This is a genomic window from Campylobacter concisus (assembly GCF_002913225.1).
Classification (GTDB): Bacteria; Campylobacterota; Campylobacteria; order Campylobacterales; family Campylobacteraceae; genus Campylobacter_A; species Campylobacter_A concisus_J.
Genome location: NZ_PPAW01000045.1, coordinates 11354 through 28913, shown reverse-complemented (window position 1 = coordinate 28913; position 17560 = coordinate 11354). Strand labels below are relative to the sequence as shown.

The 17560-nt window shown below is 41.7% G+C and carries 21 protein-coding genes; 19 read left to right on the top strand and 2 right to left on the bottom strand.

The genetic code is table 11. The annotated features are described in order from the left end of the window. Positions 1–6 precede the first annotated feature (6 nt). From rpmE to CYP26_RS07705, 15 genes are all read left to right on the top strand, one after another. On the top strand, positions 7–207 hold the full coding sequence (gene rpmE / locus CYP26_RS07775; protein ID WP_009295018.1) for a 50S ribosomal protein L31: 201 nt from the start codon (positions 7–9) through the stop codon (positions 205–207). A gap of 3 nt (positions 208–210) precedes the next feature. Beyond that, on the top strand, positions 211–1026 hold the full coding sequence (gene rsmI, locus CYP26_RS07770; protein ID WP_103630992.1) for a 16S rRNA (cytidine(1402)-2'-O)-methyltransferase: 816 nt from the start codon (positions 211–213) through the stop codon (positions 1024–1026). A 100-nt stretch (positions 1027–1126) separates the two neighbouring features. Next, the gene (gene rlmB, locus CYP26_RS07765) at positions 1127–1807 is read left to right on the top strand and encodes a 23S rRNA (guanosine(2251)-2'-O)-methyltransferase RlmB (RefSeq protein ID WP_103575386.1); all 681 of its coding nucleotides are present in this window, start codon (positions 1127–1129) and stop codon (positions 1805–1807) included. Continuing rightward, on the top strand, positions 1800–2741 hold the full coding sequence (locus CYP26_RS07760) for a phosphatidylglycerophosphate synthase (protein ID WP_103630991.1): 942 nt from the start codon (positions 1800–1802) through the stop codon (positions 2739–2741). Before rlmB ends, CYP26_RS07760 begins: the two co-directional genes overlap by 8 nt. Further along, positions 2735–3517 (top strand): hypothetical protein, encoded by a 783-nt coding sequence (locus CYP26_RS07755; RefSeq protein ID WP_103630990.1) that lies wholly within the window; start codon positions 2735–2737, stop codon positions 3515–3517. Before CYP26_RS07760 ends, CYP26_RS07755 begins: the two co-directional genes overlap by 7 nt. Positions 3518–3526: 9 nt before the next feature. After that, a complete protein-coding gene (locus CYP26_RS07750; RefSeq protein ID WP_103630989.1) occupies positions 3527–4735 on the top strand; it encodes an LL-diaminopimelate aminotransferase in 1209 nt (402 codons plus the stop codon). Then, positions 4732–5994: a homoserine dehydrogenase gene (locus CYP26_RS07745; RefSeq protein ID WP_103630988.1), complete on the top strand. Its 1263-nt coding sequence runs from the start codon at positions 4732–4734 to the stop codon at positions 5992–5994. Before CYP26_RS07750 ends, CYP26_RS07745 begins: the two co-directional genes overlap by 4 nt. Position 5995: 1 nt before the next feature. Beyond that, positions 5996–6337, top strand: coding sequence for a YraN family protein (locus CYP26_RS07740; protein ID WP_103570516.1), 342 nt, complete (start codon positions 5996–5998; stop codon positions 6335–6337). A gap of 72 nt (positions 6338–6409) precedes the next feature. Beyond that, positions 6410–6724 (top strand): thioredoxin, encoded by a 315-nt coding sequence (gene trxA / locus CYP26_RS07735; RefSeq protein WP_087586842.1) that lies wholly within the window; start codon positions 6410–6412, stop codon positions 6722–6724. After that, entirely contained in the window at positions 6724–7170 is a 447-nt protein-coding gene (locus tag CYP26_RS07730; protein ID WP_103630987.1) for a hypothetical protein, read from the top strand. The genes trxA and CYP26_RS07730 overlap by 1 nt, the downstream gene beginning before the upstream one ends. A gap of 9 nt (positions 7171–7179) precedes the next feature. Beyond that, a complete protein-coding gene (locus tag CYP26_RS07725) occupies positions 7180–8118 on the top strand; it encodes an NAD(P)/FAD-dependent oxidoreductase (RefSeq protein ID WP_103630986.1) in 939 nt (312 codons plus the stop codon). A gap of 307 nt (positions 8119–8425) precedes the next feature. Continuing rightward, positions 8426–9196 (top strand): 4-hydroxy-tetrahydrodipicolinate reductase, encoded by a 771-nt coding sequence (gene dapB / locus CYP26_RS07720; protein WP_087583438.1) that lies wholly within the window; start codon positions 8426–8428, stop codon positions 9194–9196. Positions 9197–9467: 271 nt separating this feature from the next. Beyond that, a complete protein-coding gene (purF, locus tag CYP26_RS07715) occupies positions 9468–10805 on the top strand; it encodes an amidophosphoribosyltransferase (RefSeq protein WP_103630985.1) in 1338 nt (445 codons plus the stop codon). Beyond that, the gene (locus CYP26_RS07710) at positions 10802–11464 is read left to right on the top strand and encodes a hypothetical protein (RefSeq protein WP_103630984.1); all 663 of its coding nucleotides are present in this window, start codon (positions 10802–10804) and stop codon (positions 11462–11464) included. Before purF ends, CYP26_RS07710 begins: the two co-directional genes overlap by 4 nt. 113 nt (positions 11465–11577) lie before the next feature. After that, the gene (locus CYP26_RS07705) at positions 11578–12237 is read left to right on the top strand and encodes a hypothetical protein (RefSeq protein WP_103630983.1); all 660 of its coding nucleotides are present in this window, start codon (positions 11578–11580) and stop codon (positions 12235–12237) included. A 124-nt stretch (positions 12238–12361) separates the two neighbouring features. Here the strand turns inward: CYP26_RS07705 and CYP26_RS07700 are convergent, their stop codons facing one another. Both CYP26_RS07700 and CYP26_RS07695 read right to left on the bottom strand, forming a co-directional pair. Continuing rightward, positions 12362–13519: a double-cubane-cluster-containing anaerobic reductase gene (locus tag CYP26_RS07700; RefSeq protein ID WP_103630982.1), complete on the bottom strand. Its 1158-nt coding sequence runs from the start codon at positions 13517–13519 to the stop codon at positions 12362–12364. Next, the gene (locus CYP26_RS07695) at positions 13506–14282 is read right to left on the bottom strand and encodes an acyl-CoA dehydratase activase (protein WP_103631000.1); all 777 of its coding nucleotides are present in this window, start codon (positions 14280–14282) and stop codon (positions 13506–13508) included. Before CYP26_RS07695 ends, CYP26_RS07700 begins: the two co-directional genes overlap by 14 nt. Positions 14283–14434: 152 nt before the next feature. On the opposite strand from CYP26_RS07695, the gene CYP26_RS07690 reads away from it, so the two are divergent. Genes CYP26_RS07690 through CYP26_RS07675 form a run of 4 tightly spaced genes read left to right on the top strand, consistent with a single transcriptional unit; the run spans position 14435 to position 17556 of the window. Next, complete coding sequence (locus tag CYP26_RS07690) at positions 14435–15787, top strand: MATE family efflux transporter (protein ID WP_103630981.1); 1353 nt, start codon at positions 14435–14437, stop codon at positions 15785–15787. Positions 15788–15831: 44 nt separating this feature from the next. After that, complete coding sequence (locus tag CYP26_RS07685) at positions 15832–16500, top strand: CsgG/HfaB family protein (RefSeq protein WP_103630980.1); 669 nt, start codon at positions 15832–15834, stop codon at positions 16498–16500. Then, positions 16485–16889, top strand: coding sequence for a DUF4810 domain-containing protein (locus CYP26_RS07680; RefSeq protein ID WP_103630979.1), 405 nt, complete (start codon positions 16485–16487; stop codon positions 16887–16889). The genes CYP26_RS07685 and CYP26_RS07680 overlap by 16 nt, the downstream gene beginning before the upstream one ends. Continuing rightward, complete coding sequence (locus CYP26_RS07675) at positions 16879–17556, top strand: DUF799 domain-containing protein (protein ID WP_103630978.1); 678 nt, start codon at positions 16879–16881, stop codon at positions 17554–17556. Before CYP26_RS07680 ends, CYP26_RS07675 begins: the two co-directional genes overlap by 11 nt. Positions 17557–17560 lie beyond the last annotated feature (4 nt).

Below are 17560 nucleotides of genomic sequence, written 5' to 3'. Positions count from 1 at the left end.
AAGATGATGAAAAAAGAGATCCATCCAGAGTATGTAGATTGCACCGTAACTTGCGCGTGTGGCAACACTTTTAAGACAAAGTCAAACAAAAGCGAAATCAGAATTGACATTTGCGACAAGTGCCACCCATTTTTCACTGGCAGCGAAAAGATAGTTGATAGCGCTGGCCGTGTTGAGAAATTTAAGAAAAAATACGCTCAAAAATAAGCCTTGCTCTACTTTGTTCCTACTCCAATAGGAAATTTAGAAGATATCTCGCTTCGTGCGATCAAAATTTTGCGTGAATGCGAGATAGCTATCTGTGAAGATACAAGAGTTTGCAAAAGCCTTGTAAATCTACTAAACGAACGCTTTGACGCAAATATAAACATCTCAAATTTTATCCCGCTTCACACCCACAACGAAGATGAATTTTTTGCAAATTTAAGTGATGAAATTTTGAGCAAAAATATAGCTTATATGAGCGACGCTGGCATGCCAGGCATAAGCGATCCAGGCGTTAGCCTAGTAAGATACGCTCAAAAAAATGATATCAAATACGAAATTTTAAGCGGAGCAAACGCTGCACTTTTAAGCGTGGTCGCAAGCGGACTTTGCGATAAAGAATTTATCTTTTTAGGATTTTTACCAAATACCGGCAGAGATAGAGCCCTAGCCATACAAAACGCTCTAAACTTAGCCTATCCAGCCGTGATCTATGAAAGCCCAAAACGCGTATTAAGCTTAGTGCAAAGCATCGCAAATTTAGAGCCAGAGAGAGAAATTTTTGCCATAAAAGAGGCCACCAAAAAATTTGAGACCAAATTTAAAGATACAGCCAAAAATTTAGCCCAAATTTTAGAAAAAGCAAATTTAAACGGCGAGTGGGCCGTGGTCATCTCAAAAAGTGCGAATATAGCCACTCAAAACATCACAAAAGATGAGATCATCTCGCTTGACATCGCCCCAAAAGCGAAGGCAAAACTGCTTAGCAAAATAACTGGCAAGGACGTCAAAAAGCTATACGACGAGCTTATAAAAGCATAAATTTAAAAGCTCAAATTCTCTCAAAAAGTTTCAAAAATTCAATCGAATTTAGAAGCAAAATAAGTTAAATTTTACTTGACTTTAGCTACCATAAGCAACCATGATAATATACGGAAAACAGCTATTTTTACATATTTTGAACAAGCGCCCGCAGATCCTAGAAGAGATCTATCTCTCAAAAGAGTGTGATAAAAAGCTCTTCTCAAAAATTTGCGGCACAGGCAAGAAGATCATCCGCGTGGATAATCAAAAAGCTCAGTCTATGGCGCATGGCGGCAACCATCAAGGCTTCTTAGCAAGCGTTAGTGAGTTTGAGTTTTCAGACTTTAGCGAGCTCAAAAAGCTAAATTTCATCGCTGTGCTTTATGGTATAAGTGACGTTGGAAACATCGGTGCCATCGCTAGAAGTGCTTATGCTCTAGGCTGCGAAGGGTTAGTCATTGTTGCAAAAAGTGTAAATATGCAAGGCGTTTTAAGGTCAAGTAGCGGTGCTGCTTACGAGATACCAATAGCCATTTTTGAGGACGGACTTAGCCTGCTAAACGAGCTAAAACAGTGTGGTTTCAGGCTCTACGCTACGGCAAGCAACGGCAAAAATATAAAAGAGATGAAATTTGCTGGCAAAAGGGCTTTGGTGATGGGCTCAGAGGGCGAAGGCATACCGCAAAAAGCTCTAGCAAAGTGCGATGAGTGCGTCGGTATCAAGCTAAAAGACGGCTGGGACTCCCTAAATGTAAGTGCAGCCTTTGCGATAATTTGTGATAGGATGATAGATGAATGAATTAGAAAATTTAAAAGAGATAGGCATAAAGGAAATTTCGCGTAAAACGCACATTGAACCCACTTTTTTACAATACATTTTTGACAAAAATTTTGAAAAATTATCACGCTTAAACATGAGAGGCTACGCCAAAATTTTACAGCGTGAGTATGGCGTCGATCTTAGCGAACTTCTCGCCGAATACGACGCTTTCATGCAAGAAAACATGCCTGATGAGAGCAAAAAAACAAAAGTTAGCCCAAAAATTTCTTCTTACACACCTGAAGATGTCTCGATCCAAAGACAAAGTAGCGGTGGCGGGGCTGGATTTTTCTTCTGGGTCATCATTTTAGCTATCATCGCTGGCGGTGCTTACTACTTTGACGCTTACAAATACGTCCAAAATTTCATAGCAAGCTTAAATGAAGACAACACAAGCGTGAGCTACTCGCAATCAAGCATCGTCAATGAAGTGAAGAAAAATATAATCGACACAAACGTAACGATCTCCCAAAACACTCCAAAGATCGATGCGAACACTTCAAGCGTGAAAATTTCAGCTCCAGCTGAGCAAAACGTGACTGTAAGTCCTGCTAGCGTTGATCAAAATGCCCTAAAGCCTAGCATGGCAGCCCAGCCAGCTCCAAAAGTAGAGCAAAACGTGACAAAACCACTAAATGAGGCGGTCATCACACCAAAACAACGCGTTTGGATAGGCATCATCAACCTTGAAAATGGTCAAAAAACATCAAGCGACACAAGCAAAAGTGTAAATATAAATTTAGACCAAAGACAGCTAGTCGTTTGCGGAAATGGCAACATCGAGCTTAAGATCGGCGATAAAGTAACAAAATATAATCCAAGCCGTCCAGCTAGATTTTTAGTAGAAAATGGCGATATGAAATTTTTAACTTATGACGAGTTTGTCGAGATGAATAAGGGCAAATCTTGGTAAAAAAACTAACCATATTTCTTCTTTTTAGCGTTTTTTCATACGCTTTTGATCTAAATAGCAGTGCAAACGCACTAAGTAGCGGAAAAGATCTGCAAATTTCTTTAGAAAATTTAGACACTGACGGCTCGCTAAATGTTGGCGAGCTAGTCTCAAGGCTAAAGCAAAGCTCAAACTACGATACTCTCTCATTTAGCTCAAATAGCTTAAATTTAAAATTTATAAGCACGCAAAAAGTCCCCTCAGCACTATTTGTCAAATCGATAAATTTAGCTCTTGAAGATGCAAACATAAGCGTGGCAAGAGTAAATTCTCTAAAAAATGGCAGTGAAATTTCTTATGGGATTTTAGCTCTAAAAAGTGGTGGCATAGATCCAAATTTGTTAAATTTTACGCTTAGTAAAAGTGGCTTTAAGATCATGGGATTTGATAGAGTTGATGGAAATTTAGCGCTTTATTTGGATGCTAAAAATATGAGCCTAAATGCTTCAAAAGTAAATTTTAACGAAGAGACCCCGCTTGTAAAGAGCGGCGGTGTCTATATCGTAGATGTAGCAGGTGCAAGCAGCCTAAATATCATCTCAAACGAGCCAAACAAATGGGTGCCGCTTGTTAGAATTTATGATAAAAACTTAAACCAAATCGATCTAAAAAGAGAAAACGAGATAAAAACTAACTACACCATAAATTTAGCTAACGACGCAAAATATGCGTTAATTAGCGACAATAACGACATAACTAACATTAAAAACGAGATAATTATCAAGCTTATAAAATAGGAGCAAACAGTGTTTGATGAGATAAGATTTAATACAATTGAGCGTTTGCCAAACTACGTTTTTGCCGAAGTAAATGCGATCAAAATGGCAGCACGCAGAGCTGGCGAGGACATCATCGACTTTTCTATGGGTAACCCAGAGGGCAGAACACCGCAACATATAGTCGATAAACTATGCGAAAGCGCGCAAAAAGACAAGACCCACGGCTACTCAGCCAGCGCTGGAATTTATAAGCTCCGCCTTGCCATTTGCAACTGGTACAAAAGAAAATACGGCGTAAATTTAGACCCAGAAACTGAAGCAGTAGCCACAATGGGCAGCAAAGAGGGCTTTGTGCATCTTGCTCAAGCCGTGATAAACCCAGGCGACGTGGCTATCGTGCCTGATCCTGCCTATCCGATACACACGCAGGCCTTTTTGTTTGCTGGCGGAAGTGTCGCAAAGATGCCGCTTCATTACAACGATAAATTTGAGCTAGATGAGAATAAATTTTTTGAAAATTTGATCCAGACGATACATGCAAGCTCACCAAAACCAAAATATGTGGTTGTAAATTTCCCTCACAATCCAACGACCGTGACCGTGCAAAAGAGCTTTTACGAGCGCCTTGTAAGCGTTGCAAAGCAAGAGAGATTTTACATCATCTCAGATATCGCCTACGCAGATCTTACATTTGATGGCTACAAAACGCCAAGCATCTTTGAGGTCGATGGTGCAAAAGACGTCGCAGTCGAGTGCTACACGCTTTCAAAAAGCTACAACATGGCTGGCTGGAGAGTTGGCTTCATGTGCGGAAACAAAAGGCTTTGCGCCGCACTTAAAAAGATAAAATCATGGGTTGATTACGGCATGTTTACGCCTATACAGGTCTCTGCCACGGTCGCGCTTGACGGCGACCAAAGCTGCGTTGAAGAGATACGCCAAATTTATGAAAAAAGAAGAGATGTGATGATAGAGGCCTTCACTCAGGCTGGTTGGGAGCTTAAAAAGCCAAATGCCAGCATGTTTATCTGGGCAAAACTTCCACCAAAGGTTAGCCACTTGGGTAGCCTTGAGTTTTCAAAGCAACTTCTTACAAAAGCCTCTGTCGCCGTTAGTCCGGGCATTGGTTTTGGCGAGGGTGGAAACGACTATGTGCGCTTAGCTCTTATCGAAAATGAAAATAGGATAAGGCAAGCAGCAAGAAATATAAAAAAATATTTGAAAGAATTTGAATGAATGTAGCGATATTGGGCGTTGGAACCGTTGGCGAGTCGGTCGCAAAAATTTTACTAAAAAACAAAAAGCTAATCGCAGCAAGATGTGGCGAGGAGATAGTGCCAGTAATCGGTGTGGTTAGAAATTTAAATAAAAAAAGAGACGCTGGCATCCCTTTGACTGATGATATAAATAGCATCATAAACCGCGATGATATCGACGTTTTTGTCGAGCTTATGGGCGGTGTTGAAGAGCCTTTTAGAGTAGTGAGTGAAATTTTAAAACGCAAAAAAGCGGTCGTCACTGCAAACAAGGCGCTTCTTGCCTATCACAGATATGCTTTGCAAAATTTAGCCAAAAACACGCCATTTGGCTTTGAAGCAAGCGTGGCTGGAGGCATACCGATCATTAGAGCCCTAAGAGAAGGGCTTAGTGCCAACCACATCTTAAGTATAAATGGCATACTAAATGGCACAAGCAACTACATCCTAACCTCGATGATGAATGAGGGATCAAATTTTAAAGATGCACTTAAAAAGGCGCAGGAGCTTGGATACGCTGAGGCTGATCCTACTTTTGACGTGGGTGGCTTTGACACGGCTCACAAGCTTCTCATCCTAGCAAGCATCGCTTATGGCGTGCACGGCGATCCAGAAGATATCTTGATAGAAGGGATACAAGGCATCACGCCAGAAGATATATTTTTCGCAAAAGACTTTGAATACTCGATCAAGCTTCTAGCTATCGCCAAAAAAAGCGAAGGCAAGGTCGAGCTACGCGTGCACCCAGCGCTTGTGCCACAAAACAAAATGATAGCAAAGGCAAGTGGCGTGACAAATGCTATCAGCGTCGTTGGCGAGGTCGTTGGCGAAACTATGTACTATGGCCCTGGAGCTGGCGGAGATGCAACAGCAAGTGCGGTCATCAGCGATCTCATCGACATCGCAAGAGATAGCAAGTCGCCGATGCTTGGATACAAAGCGCCATTTGAGCTAAACACTTTAGAGCTACTTGATCGCGACAGGATAAAGACGAAATACTACTTTAGGCTAAAAGTCGAAGACAAAATGGGCGTGCTAGCAAAGATAACAAATTTGATGAGCGAAAATAATCTCTCGATAGATAGCTTGCTACAAAAGCCAAAAGATGAGAGTGAGTATGCCGTGCTATTTTTCACGACGCACACGAGCTTGGAAGCCGATGCGAAGCGAACGATGGAGCTTTTAAAAGAGCAAGAGTATATAAAAGAAGAGCCATTTATGATGAGGATCGAGGAGTAGCTTGGGGCTAAAAGAGTATCTCTTTGGTAAGAGCTCTGAAGATAGGGCTTGCGAGTTTTTGCGTGAGCTTGGTTTTGTCATTTTAGAGAGAAATTTTCACTCTAAATTTGGCGAGATCGACATCATCGCACTAAGTAGTGATAAAATTTTGCATTTTATTGAAGTAAAAGCAACTAGCGGAGAATACGAAGCGGAGTATAGGCTAAACAAGGCAAAATATATGAAAATTTTAAAAACAATAAATTTTTATATGATGAAAAATGAGCCAAACAGGGACTATCAGCTTGATCTGCTTGTTGTTAAAAATGAAAATTTTGAGCTGATAGAAAATATTAGTTTATAATAAAATTTATTATTTATCTAAAATTTAAATTTGATTTTGTATAATTGCCACATCTTAAAATAAGGAGAACAAATGGGAAAATACATCGAACTCACAAAAGAAAATTTTGATGTAACAAAAGAAGGCGTTGCTCTAGTAGATTTCTGGGCTCCATGGTGCGGACCTTGCCGTATGCTAGCTCCAGTGATCGAAGAGCTTGCTGAAGACTTCGAGGGCAGAGCGAAAATTTGCAAGGTAAATACTGATGAAGTGCAAGATCTTGCAGTTGAGTTTGGCATCAGATCGATCCCAACATTGCTATTTTTCAAAAATGGCGAGCTAGTTGAGCAAATGGTCGGTGCGCAGTCAAAACAAGCCCTAACTGACAAACTAAATTCGCTTCTTTAATGGGCGAAAAAAGAAGAGGAAGTCTGCTTCCTCTTACCTATATATTTGGTTCATTTTTTGGTGCAGCTATGATAGCGGCTGCATTTGCGTATAGCAACTATCGTTTTTCACAATATAAATTTGTTGATTTTGCGAAGCTAGTTTTTTACGAAAAAAGCGAAATTTTCACTCCAAAAGAGCCAAAATACACGCTTTTAATCTTCAGTTCAAATCAATCAAAATTAGACGAAATTTTACCAACCAAAAATGAAACAGTTGTGGCGATCGATATCTTTCAAAAAAGATATGAGTCAAACTCGACACTAAAATACATAAGCTCAGATATAAATACAGTCCTAGAGCTTATGCGAAATTTAAGCATTACAAAGCTTCCTAGCAGTGTTGAGATAGTTCATCAAAGGGGCGAAATTTACAAACAAAATTCGCCTATAAATGTTTTAGAATAAAGGAAATTTATGCTTGATTTAGCGATCATCGGAGGCGGTCCAGCAGGACTAAGCGCCGGACTTTACGCCACTAGAGGCGGATTAAAAAATGTTGTAATGTTTGAAAAAGGCGAGCCTGGCGGTCAGATCACGTCTAGCTCAGAGATAGAAAACTACCCAGGTCAAAAAGCCCCTGGCGAGAGCGGCTTTGACTTTATGAGCACTTGGTGGAAGCAGTGCAGTGCATTTGGGCTAGTTCACAAGTGGGCAAACGTCGTTGGCGTTAGAAAAAATAGCGACGGCAGCTTTGAAATTTTACTTGAAGGTGGCAAGAGCGAGCAGACAAAGGCTGTCATCGTAGCAACTGGCTCAACTCCAAGACGTGCTGGCTTTAAAGGCGAGGACGAGTTCTTTGGCAAAGGCGTTAGCACATGCGCGACATGCGATGGCTTCTTTTACAAAAACAAAGAGGTAGCCGTCCTTGGTGGTGGCGACACAGCTGTTGAAGAGGCACTTTATCTAGCAAATATCTGCTCAAAAGTTTATCTTGTGCATAGACGTGACGAGTTTAGAGCAGCGCCAACAACCGTTGAAAAAGCTAGAAAAAATGAGAAGATCGAGTTTATAACAAGTGCGACTGTAAAAGAGGCGCTTGGCGATAAGATGGGTCTAACAAAGATCGTGCTTGATACCAAAAATGGCGAGCGCGTGCTTGATGTGCCGGGCATTTTCACCTTTGTCGGACTAAATGTAAATAACGAAATTTTAAAAGATGAAAACGGCAAATTTATCTGCGAAATGGCTGATGGCGGACAGGTAAAGACTAACCTTAAGATGCAAACTAGCCTAAAAGGGCTCTTTGTGGCAGGCGACATCAGAGAGGACGCTCCAAAACAAGTGGTCGTAGCAGCAGGTGATGGCGCAGTGGCTGCACTTAGCGCTATGAGCTACATAGAAAGCTTACATTAATACTCAAATTTAGCCAAATTTTTGGCTAAATTTCTCTTTTAAAATAAACCATTTTTAGCAAAATTTATTTTTAAAAATGATTGATTTTTAAGCTAATCAGAACACCTCTTTTAAAAGAAAATAACTCTAAGACAGAGCTTAGCCGCCTTTTTACACAAAATAGGCAAAAGTGGGTGCGTCTAATAATTACCAAAATGATAATTTTTAGTTAAATTCTAGCCTCAAATAGCTATTTTCAAAAGCCATTTCGTAATCTCTCTATAATAAATTTTATGTTAAATTTCAACCAAAAATCAAAGGATAAATTTTGGTAAAAATAGGACTTTACGGCGCTAGCGGCAAGATGGCTCAAAGCATCATCTCTTGTTTAAAAGATGAGAAAAATGCGCTTTTAAGCGTCGCTTTTAGCCAAAAAAATGAGGTTGAAAATTTAAGTAGCGAGCTTTTGACAAACGACTTTGCTAAATTTTTTGAAGCGTGCGACGTCATCATCGACTTTAGCCAAAAAGAGGCGACCGTAGCACTTCTAAACTACGCTAGAACCAACCCAAAACCACTAGTTATCGGCACGACTGGACTAAATGACGACGAGAAAAACTTGCTTCACCTAGCATCAGGCACTATGCCAATACTCTACGCAACAAACATGAGTCTAGGCGTAGCAGTGTTAAACCGTATAGCAAGGATAGCTTCAAAAGTTTTAAGAGAATTTGATATCGAGATCGTCGAGCAGCACCACAGACATAAAAAGGACGCTCCAAGCGGCACTGCGATGACCTTGGCTGGTTGCGTGGCAGAGGCAAGGGATCTAAATTTAAAAGATGTTTTAGTAACAGGCAGAGCTGGCATGGTGGGCGCAAGAAGCAAAGATGAGATCGCAGTTATGGCACTTCGTGGCGGAGATGTGGTCGGTCGTCACACGGTTGGCTTTTACAATGACGGCGAATTTATCGAGCTAAACCACACGGCAACGAGCAGAGCGACCTTCTCAAAAGGTGCGATCAAGGCTGCTATCTGGCTAAAAGATCAAAGCAGCGGTCTTTACTCGATAGATGATAGTTTGGGGCTTGATGATTAAATTTAAGCTTGATGATATAAAGAGATACGAGTTAAAATTTGGTAGTAAATTTTGCTATTGGAGCGCAAAAAGTAACAAAATTTAAAAGCTAATGAGTTTGATTTGAGATGATGGAATTTAGTTTTAGCGCATGTGGATTGTTATAAATGGTGCAAATAACGGCAAATGTGCCAGCACTTTGGATAACAAGCCACTTACAAAAAGTGCTTAGCGTTGGCTATGAAATTTAACTGTAAAGATAAAATTTAAAAAAATGAAAAGAGGATAAAAGATGTGTGCGATAGTTGGTATCATAAATTCTAAGGATGCGGCGAAAACGGCGTATTATGCGTTATTTTCTATGCAACACCGCGGTCAAGAGGCAAGTGGCATCAGCGTCTGTAACGACGGCGAGATCTCCACTCACAAGGGCAACGGCCTAGTCACCGAGGTCTTTAACGAAGAGATCTTGAGCTCACTAAAGGGCGACATGGCGATCGGTCACAACCGCTACGCGACAGCTGGCAAAAACTCAGGCCGCGATGCCCAGCCAATAGCCGCCAACTACGCGCTAGGTCAAATCTCAATCGTTCACAACGGAAATTTGGTCAATAAAGACGAGGTTAGAGACGAGCTCATCAAAGATGGCGCAATATTTCAGACAAATATGGACACCGAAAACATCATCCACCTCATCGCAAGAAACCACGGCGAACACCTACAAGACCGCATCATCGCAGCACTTGACAAGATAAAAGGCGCTTACTGCTTGCTCGTGCAATCACGTCACAAGACTTTTGCCATCAGAGACCGCTGGGGAGTTAGGCCGCTAAGCCTTGGCAGGCTAAAGGACGGCGGATATATCGTAGCTAGCGAGACTTGCGCGTTTGATCTTGTGGGAGCAACATTTATAAGAGATGTTAGACCTGGCGAGATGATAGTTTTTGAGCATGGCAAGAACGAGTTTCAAAGCTTGCAAATTTTCGAGCCAGAGCCTAGAATTTGCGCCTTTGAGTACATATACTTTGCGCGCCCAGATAGCGTGATAGAGGGCAAAAGCGTCTATGAAGTGAGAAAAAAGATGGGCGAGGTGCTTGCTAGAAAGAGCAAGATAAAGGCTGACTTTGTAGTGCCAGTGCCAGATAGTGGCGTGCCAGCGGCTCTTGGATACGCAAATGAGAGCAGGATCCCATTTGAGCTAGCCATCACTAGAAATCACTATGTGGGCAGAACCTTTATCGAGCCAAGTCAAGAGATGAGAAATTTAAAGGTCAAACTAAAACTAAATCCTATGTCGAGCGTGCTAGAGGGCAAAAGCATCGTAGTTATCGATGACAGTATCGTTCGTGGCACCACTTCTAAAAAGGTGGTCGATCTCTTAAGACACGCAGGAGCAAAAGAAATTCACTTCAGAGTTGCGTGCCCTGAGCTAAAGTATCCTGAGCGATACGGCATCGACACACCAAGCTTTGAGGAGCTAATAAGCGCCAAAAAAAGCGTCGAAGAGGTCAGAGAGTACATCGGAGCTGATAGCTTGGAGTTTTTGAGCATCGATGAGCTTAAAGAGAGTATCGGCAACGAGAGAAAATACTCGCTTGTAAGCTTTGATGGTGATTATTTCATAAAATGAGAAATTTAGTAGTTTTGCTGCTAGCAATACTCTTTTTTGTGGGCTGCTCGCAAAAGACGCCTAGCAAAAAGGATGAAATTTCCATCATGGTGAGCTACTTTGAGCTTGGTGGCAAAAAGCAGCAGCTACTAATAAAAAACATGCCAAATTTGGCTGAACTAAATGGCAGCGTGTCATTTTTTGGCGTGATAAATTTTCTTGATCAAAATAGAACTACAAGTGCTTATTCTCTCGTAAATGGCGTTATAAACGTCATAGAAGCTGATAGCGCCTCTATAAATTTAAACAAAGCTAGTGACGTTTTTACTCTTAAAAAATCTAGCGAGATAAGGTTTTATGAGATAAGACCTGACGTGGTTGAGAGTGTTAAATTTAGCTCGCAAAATGGCGTTTGTGGCGAGTTTTTAGCTCAAAAGCAAATTTTTGTAAATGCGGCCACCAACTACTACTTAAGAGATGATAGCTTTTTTGCAAGTTTTATCGAGGCAAAATTTGTCTATAAAAAGGGGGCAAAGATCCTAAAAAAGGAGTTTGCTTACAATATCTCTGAGCCCAAAATACTAGAAGAGGCTAAAGAATTTACACAAAAATCAAACCAGCTTTTCTTAAATGATATGCAAAAGCTTGGCAGACTGCTTGACATACTCTGCACCTTCTAGCGAGCACTCAGACATTAAATTTATACTTTTTCATGGGTCAGCACCCTTTTAAAATTTATTTTAAGTATGGGGGGGGGTAGAATGCCTTTTTAAATCAAAAAGGAGATATCAAGATGAAAAAGCAAATTTTAGCTTCGGTCTTAGCCAGCGTATTGGCCACAAGTAGCGTATATGCTTGGGGCTTTGGGAGTAGTAGAGAAAAGCCTAACTATGATTATAGTGGCGAGAAAGAATTTATTCAGAAAAATACTCAAAAGCTTGGGACTAATGATGCAAAAAGATGGTGCTTTGATAAAGGTAACGATCTAGGTTGTCTTTGGCTAGAAAAATTAGAAGCTTTAGAGAGCAAAGATCTTAAAAAAGTTGTAAATTTTTATGAGAAGACTATACCAGAGTATTGTTATGATAAAAAATTTGCTCCAGCTTGCAATATACCAGCTCTTGACTTAATTAAAAAAAAGGTAGTTTATTTTGCAAAGAAAAGTGATGATTATGCAAAAGAAAAAGCCATCGAGTCTGATTATGCAAAAGCACTTTCTGAGTCAAAAGCGGACGTAAAAATGCTTGAATATGGCTGCAATGAATTAAAAAGCGCCTATATATGTAGAGATCTACGTGACATGTATAAAAATTTAGGCGATAGAGAAAAGACAAAAGAATATAACGACAAAATGAAAAATGGCGATGAAAAATGGAATTCTGTTCTTTACGATTATCAACACATAAGATATATTTATAAAGACGCCACTGCGTGGAAGCTTTTGCTCTATTAAGCAAGCCAAATAATAAATTTCATTCGCTTTAGCTGACTTGTAAATTTAGTAAATTTCACTGCATTTCAAGTCAGCTATTTTAAATTTAAAGCTAAATTTAGCTCCCTGCTCTTATAAATTTATCCTAAAGCATCTCTATAAATGCCTCGAGCCTTGTCTTGATCTGCCCAGCATCGCTTGTAGAAAAGTCTGTCTCGAGCGCCATATAAGGCGTATCTACCTCGTTGCACGCCCTTTTTATATTGGTAGTTTCTACGTTGTAGGTGTGACAGGCTTGCAGCACAACGTCGATCACGCCGTCCGCCTTATACTCTTTTATCATCTCTTGTAGCACATTTTCTCTATCTTTATTTGGCGACATGATCGAGCAAGGTATCGCCATGTAGCGCTTTGCTATGGCGCTAATTGGATCGTCGTTTTCATCAACAAGGTTGCTAAAGTTTTTAGTTCCAGTGCAGTTTTCGTAAGCCACCACGACGCCGCCTGCCTCTTCTATGGCTGGCACGATCTTGTCATAGACCCCGCCACTTGGACAGCCTGTGATGATGATGCGTTTGGCGTCCTTATGCACGGGTGAAATTTTGTCCCTCACGCACTCTTTTAGCTTATTTACGATGATCTCAAGGTCGCTTATCTGCTCCTTTTTATCAAATATAAAGCCATTTCCATATAGCAGTGCGTGCAACTCTTTGCCGTTCATGGGTGGTGGCGTTAGCTTCATGAAATTCTGAATTTCTCCCATTAGCTCGCGCTCTTTGTTAAATAGCCTGATAGAGTTTCTAAGTTCCTCATCGCTCACTTTCACGTCAAATTTAGCCTCCAGCCGCTCCTTTAGCTCCATAACCTCATCTTGCCAAAGCTCCAAACTCTTTTGGCTCTTGAAATGTGGCAAGTGCATGACGTGGACGTCTTTAAACTCACCCATCAGCTCATACATCTTTTTCTTGCCGTCGCACGTCGTTTCGCCGATAACGATATCAGAGTTTCGCACAAATGGGCACTTGTTTGCCTTGGCAAAGCCATAGCTTGCCTTTATGAGCGGACAGAGGTTTTTAGGCAGGTACTTTTCGCCCTCAACCACCGCGTTATCGCCAGTAGCGCAGACACTCACGCTGTGGGCATTTGCTGCGTGGATGATCTCTCTTGGCGTGTAGGTGCAAAATATCGCTGCGATCTTTTGACCGCTATTTTTAACCGCTTCGACGTTTTGGGCTAAATTTTTCTTAGCGCTGTCATAAGTAGCGAAAATTTCGCTCAAATTCATACTCTCATTTATTACCATCTTCTCTCCTTAAATTTCTTATCCCTGCAAGGCCAGCGCCGATCGCACCGCAGTAGATCGCATCTTTGTGCGTGGTGACCCCAGCTTGCAAGCACACTTCTAAATTTTCTCTCACATACTCGCTCTTACTAAAGCCACCGCTTAAGAAATAGCTCGTATTTGCCTGTTTTTTGACCAAATTTGAAATTTTATTTATAGCTGAAGCGATCACCGCTTTTGCGATATTTTCTCGTGAGACGTTTTGAGCGATAAGGCTTATGATCTCAGACTCCGCAAAGACCGTGCACATCGAGCTTATGGCGATATCTTTGTCGCTATTTTTAGCAAGGCGTGTAAGCTCATCAAATCTAACTCCAAGGCGGTTTGACATCACTTCTAGAAATTTACCAGTGCCGGCTGAGCATTTATCATTCATCGTAAAGTCAGTCACCGAGCCGTTTTCAAGCTTGATAGCCTTCGTATCTTGTCCGCCCACGTCTATAACGGTGCAGTCGCTTTTGCAAAAGTAGTGCGCCCCAAGCGCGTGACAGGTGATCTCTGTAAGGGTTTTATTGGCGTATGGCACCGAAACTCTGCCATATCCAGTCGCTGTAAAATATAGCTCACCAAGGCCTAAAGCTAAAACTCGCTCTTTTATAAGCATGGCCGTATCTGCGCTGCTCCAGCCAGTTGGGAGTAAAAATAGCTCCTTTATCTCGCCGCTAGCTTCCATGACTGCTACTTTTGCAGATGTTGAGCCGATATCAATACCGATTGAGTGCATTTTGTATCCAAAAAAGGTCTTTCTAAAACTTAGAACTGCCGTGATTTTACTCACTTTAAGACAAATTTGTCAATAAATAAGACCCAAAAATTTATAGCCTTTTCACCTTTTAAAATTTATAATTTACCCACACTTTACAAAGGGGATGAAATTTGAAAAATTTGACAAACGAGCAGAGATTTTTCTCAAATGCCGACCTTACAAGGCTATTTTTCCCTATCGCCGTAGAGCAGTTTTTGGAGTATAGCTTAGGGCTTGCAAACTCGCTAATGGCAGCAAGCGTTAGCGAAAGTGCGGTGAGTGCGGTAAGCCTTGTGGAGTTTGTCATGGCGCTATTTATTAGCATATTTACCGCCATAGCCACTGGTGGCTCGGTGGTCGCTAGCCAGTATCTAGGTAGCAAACAAAGCGGCAACGCCAGAAATACCGCCGATCAGCTAGTTTGGTTTAGCCTAATTTTCGCCATCTTTATAGCCATTGCCATCATCCTTTTAAAAGACCTCATCTTAGATAAAGTCTTTGGCGATATCGGCGAGCAAGTGAGGAGCGATGCTAGCCACTATCTCGTTTTCTCAGCCATTTCAGCGCCATTTTTAGCCGTCTATGCAGCAGCTGCGGCAATCTTTCGCACGATGTCAAACGCAAAGCTACCTATGTATATCATGGCGGCTGCAAATTTACTAAATGTGCTGCTAACTGCCATTAGCATCTACACATTTCACACAGGAGTGCTTGGTATCGCCATTAGCACGCTCATAGCAAGAGCGATCGCTTGCTTTGTCATCGTCTATCTACTACTTGATATAAAGCTAAAACTTCACATAAGAAAGAGCTTTATCTATAAATTTGACTACGAGATCATCAAGAAAATTTTAAATATCGGCGTGCCTTATGGCTTTGAAAACTCTATGTTTTACGTGGGTCGTATCATCGTTTTGAGCCTTGTTTCGCTCTTTGGCACGGCAAGCATCGCTGCAAATGCCGTGGGCGGGACGATCGTGATGTTTCAGGTGCTCCCTGGCATGGCGATAGGCACAGGTCTAAGCGTCGTCGTGGCTAGATGCATCGGCGCAAATGACTTTAATCAAGCTAAATTTTACGTGAGAAAATCAATGCTAAGCATCTACATCGTGCAGCTTTTTAGCACGGCTGTAGTTTTACTGCTTCTTGAGCCGCTACTTCACGTTTATAATCTCTCAAGCGAGGCCATAAATTTAACAAGGCAGATCGTCTGGTATCACGGCATCGCGATGTGCCTTATCTGGCCGCTTGCCTACACCTATCCGACCGTTTTTCGAGCTGCTGGGGACGCAAAATATCCAATGATAGTAAATTTAGCCTGCATGTTTGCCTGCAGGATCGTGCTAGCTTATATCTTTGCGCTTACGTTTGATCTTGGCATGATAGGCACTTGGTTTGCGATGTTTGCCGACTGGGTAGTAAAGGCGGTACTCTTTGTGCGCAGGTACGCAAATGGCACGTGGATGAAATTTCGAGCCATTTAAAAAAAAGTAGTAATATACACACGATTTTATCACAAAGGATAAAGATGAAAAATGTTTTAAAATTTAGTGCAGCTCTAGTGATCGCAGCGCTTTTTGCTGGATGTGCGAGCGAGAGCTCAAGAGTGGTAGAAACTCCAAAAGTAGCAAGCTACGGTTCAGTTTATAACGGCAAAAAAGTCTCAGTTTCTATTGGTCGCTTTAATAACCAATCAAACTACAATAGTGGCGTTTTTAGTGATAACGAAGATAGACTTGGCAACCAAGCTCAAAGCATCTTGATCACAAATTTACAGCAAAGCGGTAGATTTTCAGTGCTTGATAGATCAAATATGTCAGTCATCAAACAAGAGAGCGAGCTAAGCAAAGAGGCTCAAAATTTAAAAGGCTCAAGATATGTGATAACTGGCGATGTGACCGAATTTGGCCGCAAAACAACAGGCGATCACGAGCTATTTGGCATACTTGGCAGAGGCAAGAAGCAAACTGCCTACTCAAAGGTAAATTTAAACGTTGTTGATACAAAAACGGCTGAAGTTGTATATTCAGTTAGTGGCGCTGGCGAATACACCCTTTCAAACAGAGAGATCATCGGCTTTGGCGGCACCGCAGGATACGACTCTACGCTAAATGGCAAGGTGCTAAGCCTAGCGATAGTTGAAGCGGTAAATAACCTAGTAAATGGCATAGAGAGCGGAGCATGGCAAGTAAAATAGGGCTTGCCAGCCTTGCACTTTTCGCGATATTGCTAGCTGGATGTGGCAATGCAGGTGGTCCAAGGTCGCTTTACTACTGGGACGGCACATATAGCAGCTCGCTATATAGCTATCTAAACGAAGATGGCGACGCAACCGAGCAAATTTCACGCTTAGAAAATTTGGCGCAAACCTCAACCCAAAGGGGCTACAAGGTTGCGCCAGGGCTTTATGCGCACCTTGGACTTTTATACTTAAATAATGGGAATTTAGGCGCTGCAAATGCAAATTTTGACAAAGAAGTAGAGAATTTCCCAGAGTCAAGAGAATTTATAAATTTCATCAAAGGCTCTAAAAATTTAACCCCTAAAAAGCAGAGCAAAAAAGAGGGAGTGAAAGATGAAAAATAGCCTGAAATTTATAGCTATGGCACTTCTTGCGATATTCTTTGCGGGTTGTTCTTTCAAAGAGCCTGAGCCATACGACTACTCAGCCTTTTTACAAAAAAAGCCACGCTCCATCCTAGTGCTCATGCCAACAAACGATAGCACCGAGGTTGCTGGCTCAGCGGCCGTTCTAGCTAACGCAGTAGCCCCACTTAGCGAGGCTGGATACTATGTATTTCCAGTAGCTCTTGTAAATGAGACATTTAAGCAAAATGGCATCACTGAGCCAGGCGAGATAGCAGCCGTGCCACTAAATAAGCTTGATAAAATTTTTCACGCCGATAGCGTGCTTTACATAAACATAAAAGACTACGGCACAAGTTATGTCATCGTCTCTAGCTCGACAAAGGTCGTCCTTGAAGCAAAGCTAGTCGATATAAAAAGTGGTGCGACACTCTGGCAGGGCGAGGCAGAAGCCGCAGAGGATAGCGGGAGCGGGCAAAACAGCCTGCTTGGCATGCTAGTCTCAGCTGTCATCACGCAGGTGGCAAACACCATCTCAGATAGATCATACGACCTAGCAGTAAGGGCTGATGCCTATCTCTTTTCAAGAAACTGCCATGATTGCATACTTTATGGGCCGTACTCGCCACACTACGGCAAAGACGCCCAGCTTCATAAAGATAGATAAATTT

What these genes read in the sequence shown, in the direction of transcription:
- rpmE (WP_009295018.1), top strand. Translation starts at nt 7, where the DNA reads ATGAAAAAAGAGATCCATCCAGAGTATGTAGATTGCACCGTAACTTGC.
- rlmB (WP_103575386.1), top strand. Translation starts at nt 1,127, where the DNA reads ATGATAATATACGGAAAACAGCTATTTTTACATATTTTGAACAAGCGC.
- CYP26_RS07760 (WP_103630991.1), top strand. Translation starts at nt 1,800, where the DNA reads ATGAATGAATTAGAAAATTTAAAAGAGATAGGCATAAAGGAAATTTCG.
- CYP26_RS07745 (WP_103630988.1), top strand. Translation starts at nt 4,732, where the DNA reads ATGAATGTAGCGATATTGGGCGTTGGAACCGTTGGCGAGTCGGTCGCA.
- trxA (WP_087586842.1), top strand. Translation starts at nt 6,410, where the DNA reads ATGGGAAAATACATCGAACTCACAAAAGAAAATTTTGATGTAACAAAA.
- CYP26_RS07730 (WP_103630987.1), top strand. Translation starts at nt 6,724, where the DNA reads ATGGGCGAAAAAAGAAGAGGAAGTCTGCTTCCTCTTACCTATATATTT.
- CYP26_RS07725 (WP_103630986.1), top strand. Translation starts at nt 7,180, where the DNA reads ATGCTTGATTTAGCGATCATCGGAGGCGGTCCAGCAGGACTAAGCGCC.
- purF (WP_103630985.1), top strand. Translation starts at nt 9,468, where the DNA reads ATGTGTGCGATAGTTGGTATCATAAATTCTAAGGATGCGGCGAAAACG.
- CYP26_RS07710 (WP_103630984.1), top strand. Translation starts at nt 10,802, where the DNA reads ATGAGAAATTTAGTAGTTTTGCTGCTAGCAATACTCTTTTTTGTGGGC.
- CYP26_RS07705 (WP_103630983.1), top strand. Translation starts at nt 11,578, where the DNA reads ATGAAAAAGCAAATTTTAGCTTCGGTCTTAGCCAGCGTATTGGCCACA.
- CYP26_RS07700 (WP_103630982.1), bottom strand. Translation starts at nt 13,519, where the DNA reads ATGGTAATAAATGAGAGTATGAATTTGAGCGAAATTTTCGCTACTTAT.
- CYP26_RS07695 (WP_103631000.1), bottom strand. Translation starts at nt 14,282, where the DNA reads ATGCACTCAATCGGTATTGATATCGGCTCAACATCTGCAAAAGTAGCA.
- CYP26_RS07685 (WP_103630980.1), top strand. Translation starts at nt 15,832, where the DNA reads ATGAAAAATGTTTTAAAATTTAGTGCAGCTCTAGTGATCGCAGCGCTT.
- CYP26_RS07680 (WP_103630979.1), top strand. Translation starts at nt 16,485, where the DNA reads ATGGCAAGTAAAATAGGGCTTGCCAGCCTTGCACTTTTCGCGATATTG.
- CYP26_RS07675 (WP_103630978.1), top strand. Translation starts at nt 16,879, where the DNA reads ATGAAAAATAGCCTGAAATTTATAGCTATGGCACTTCTTGCGATATTC.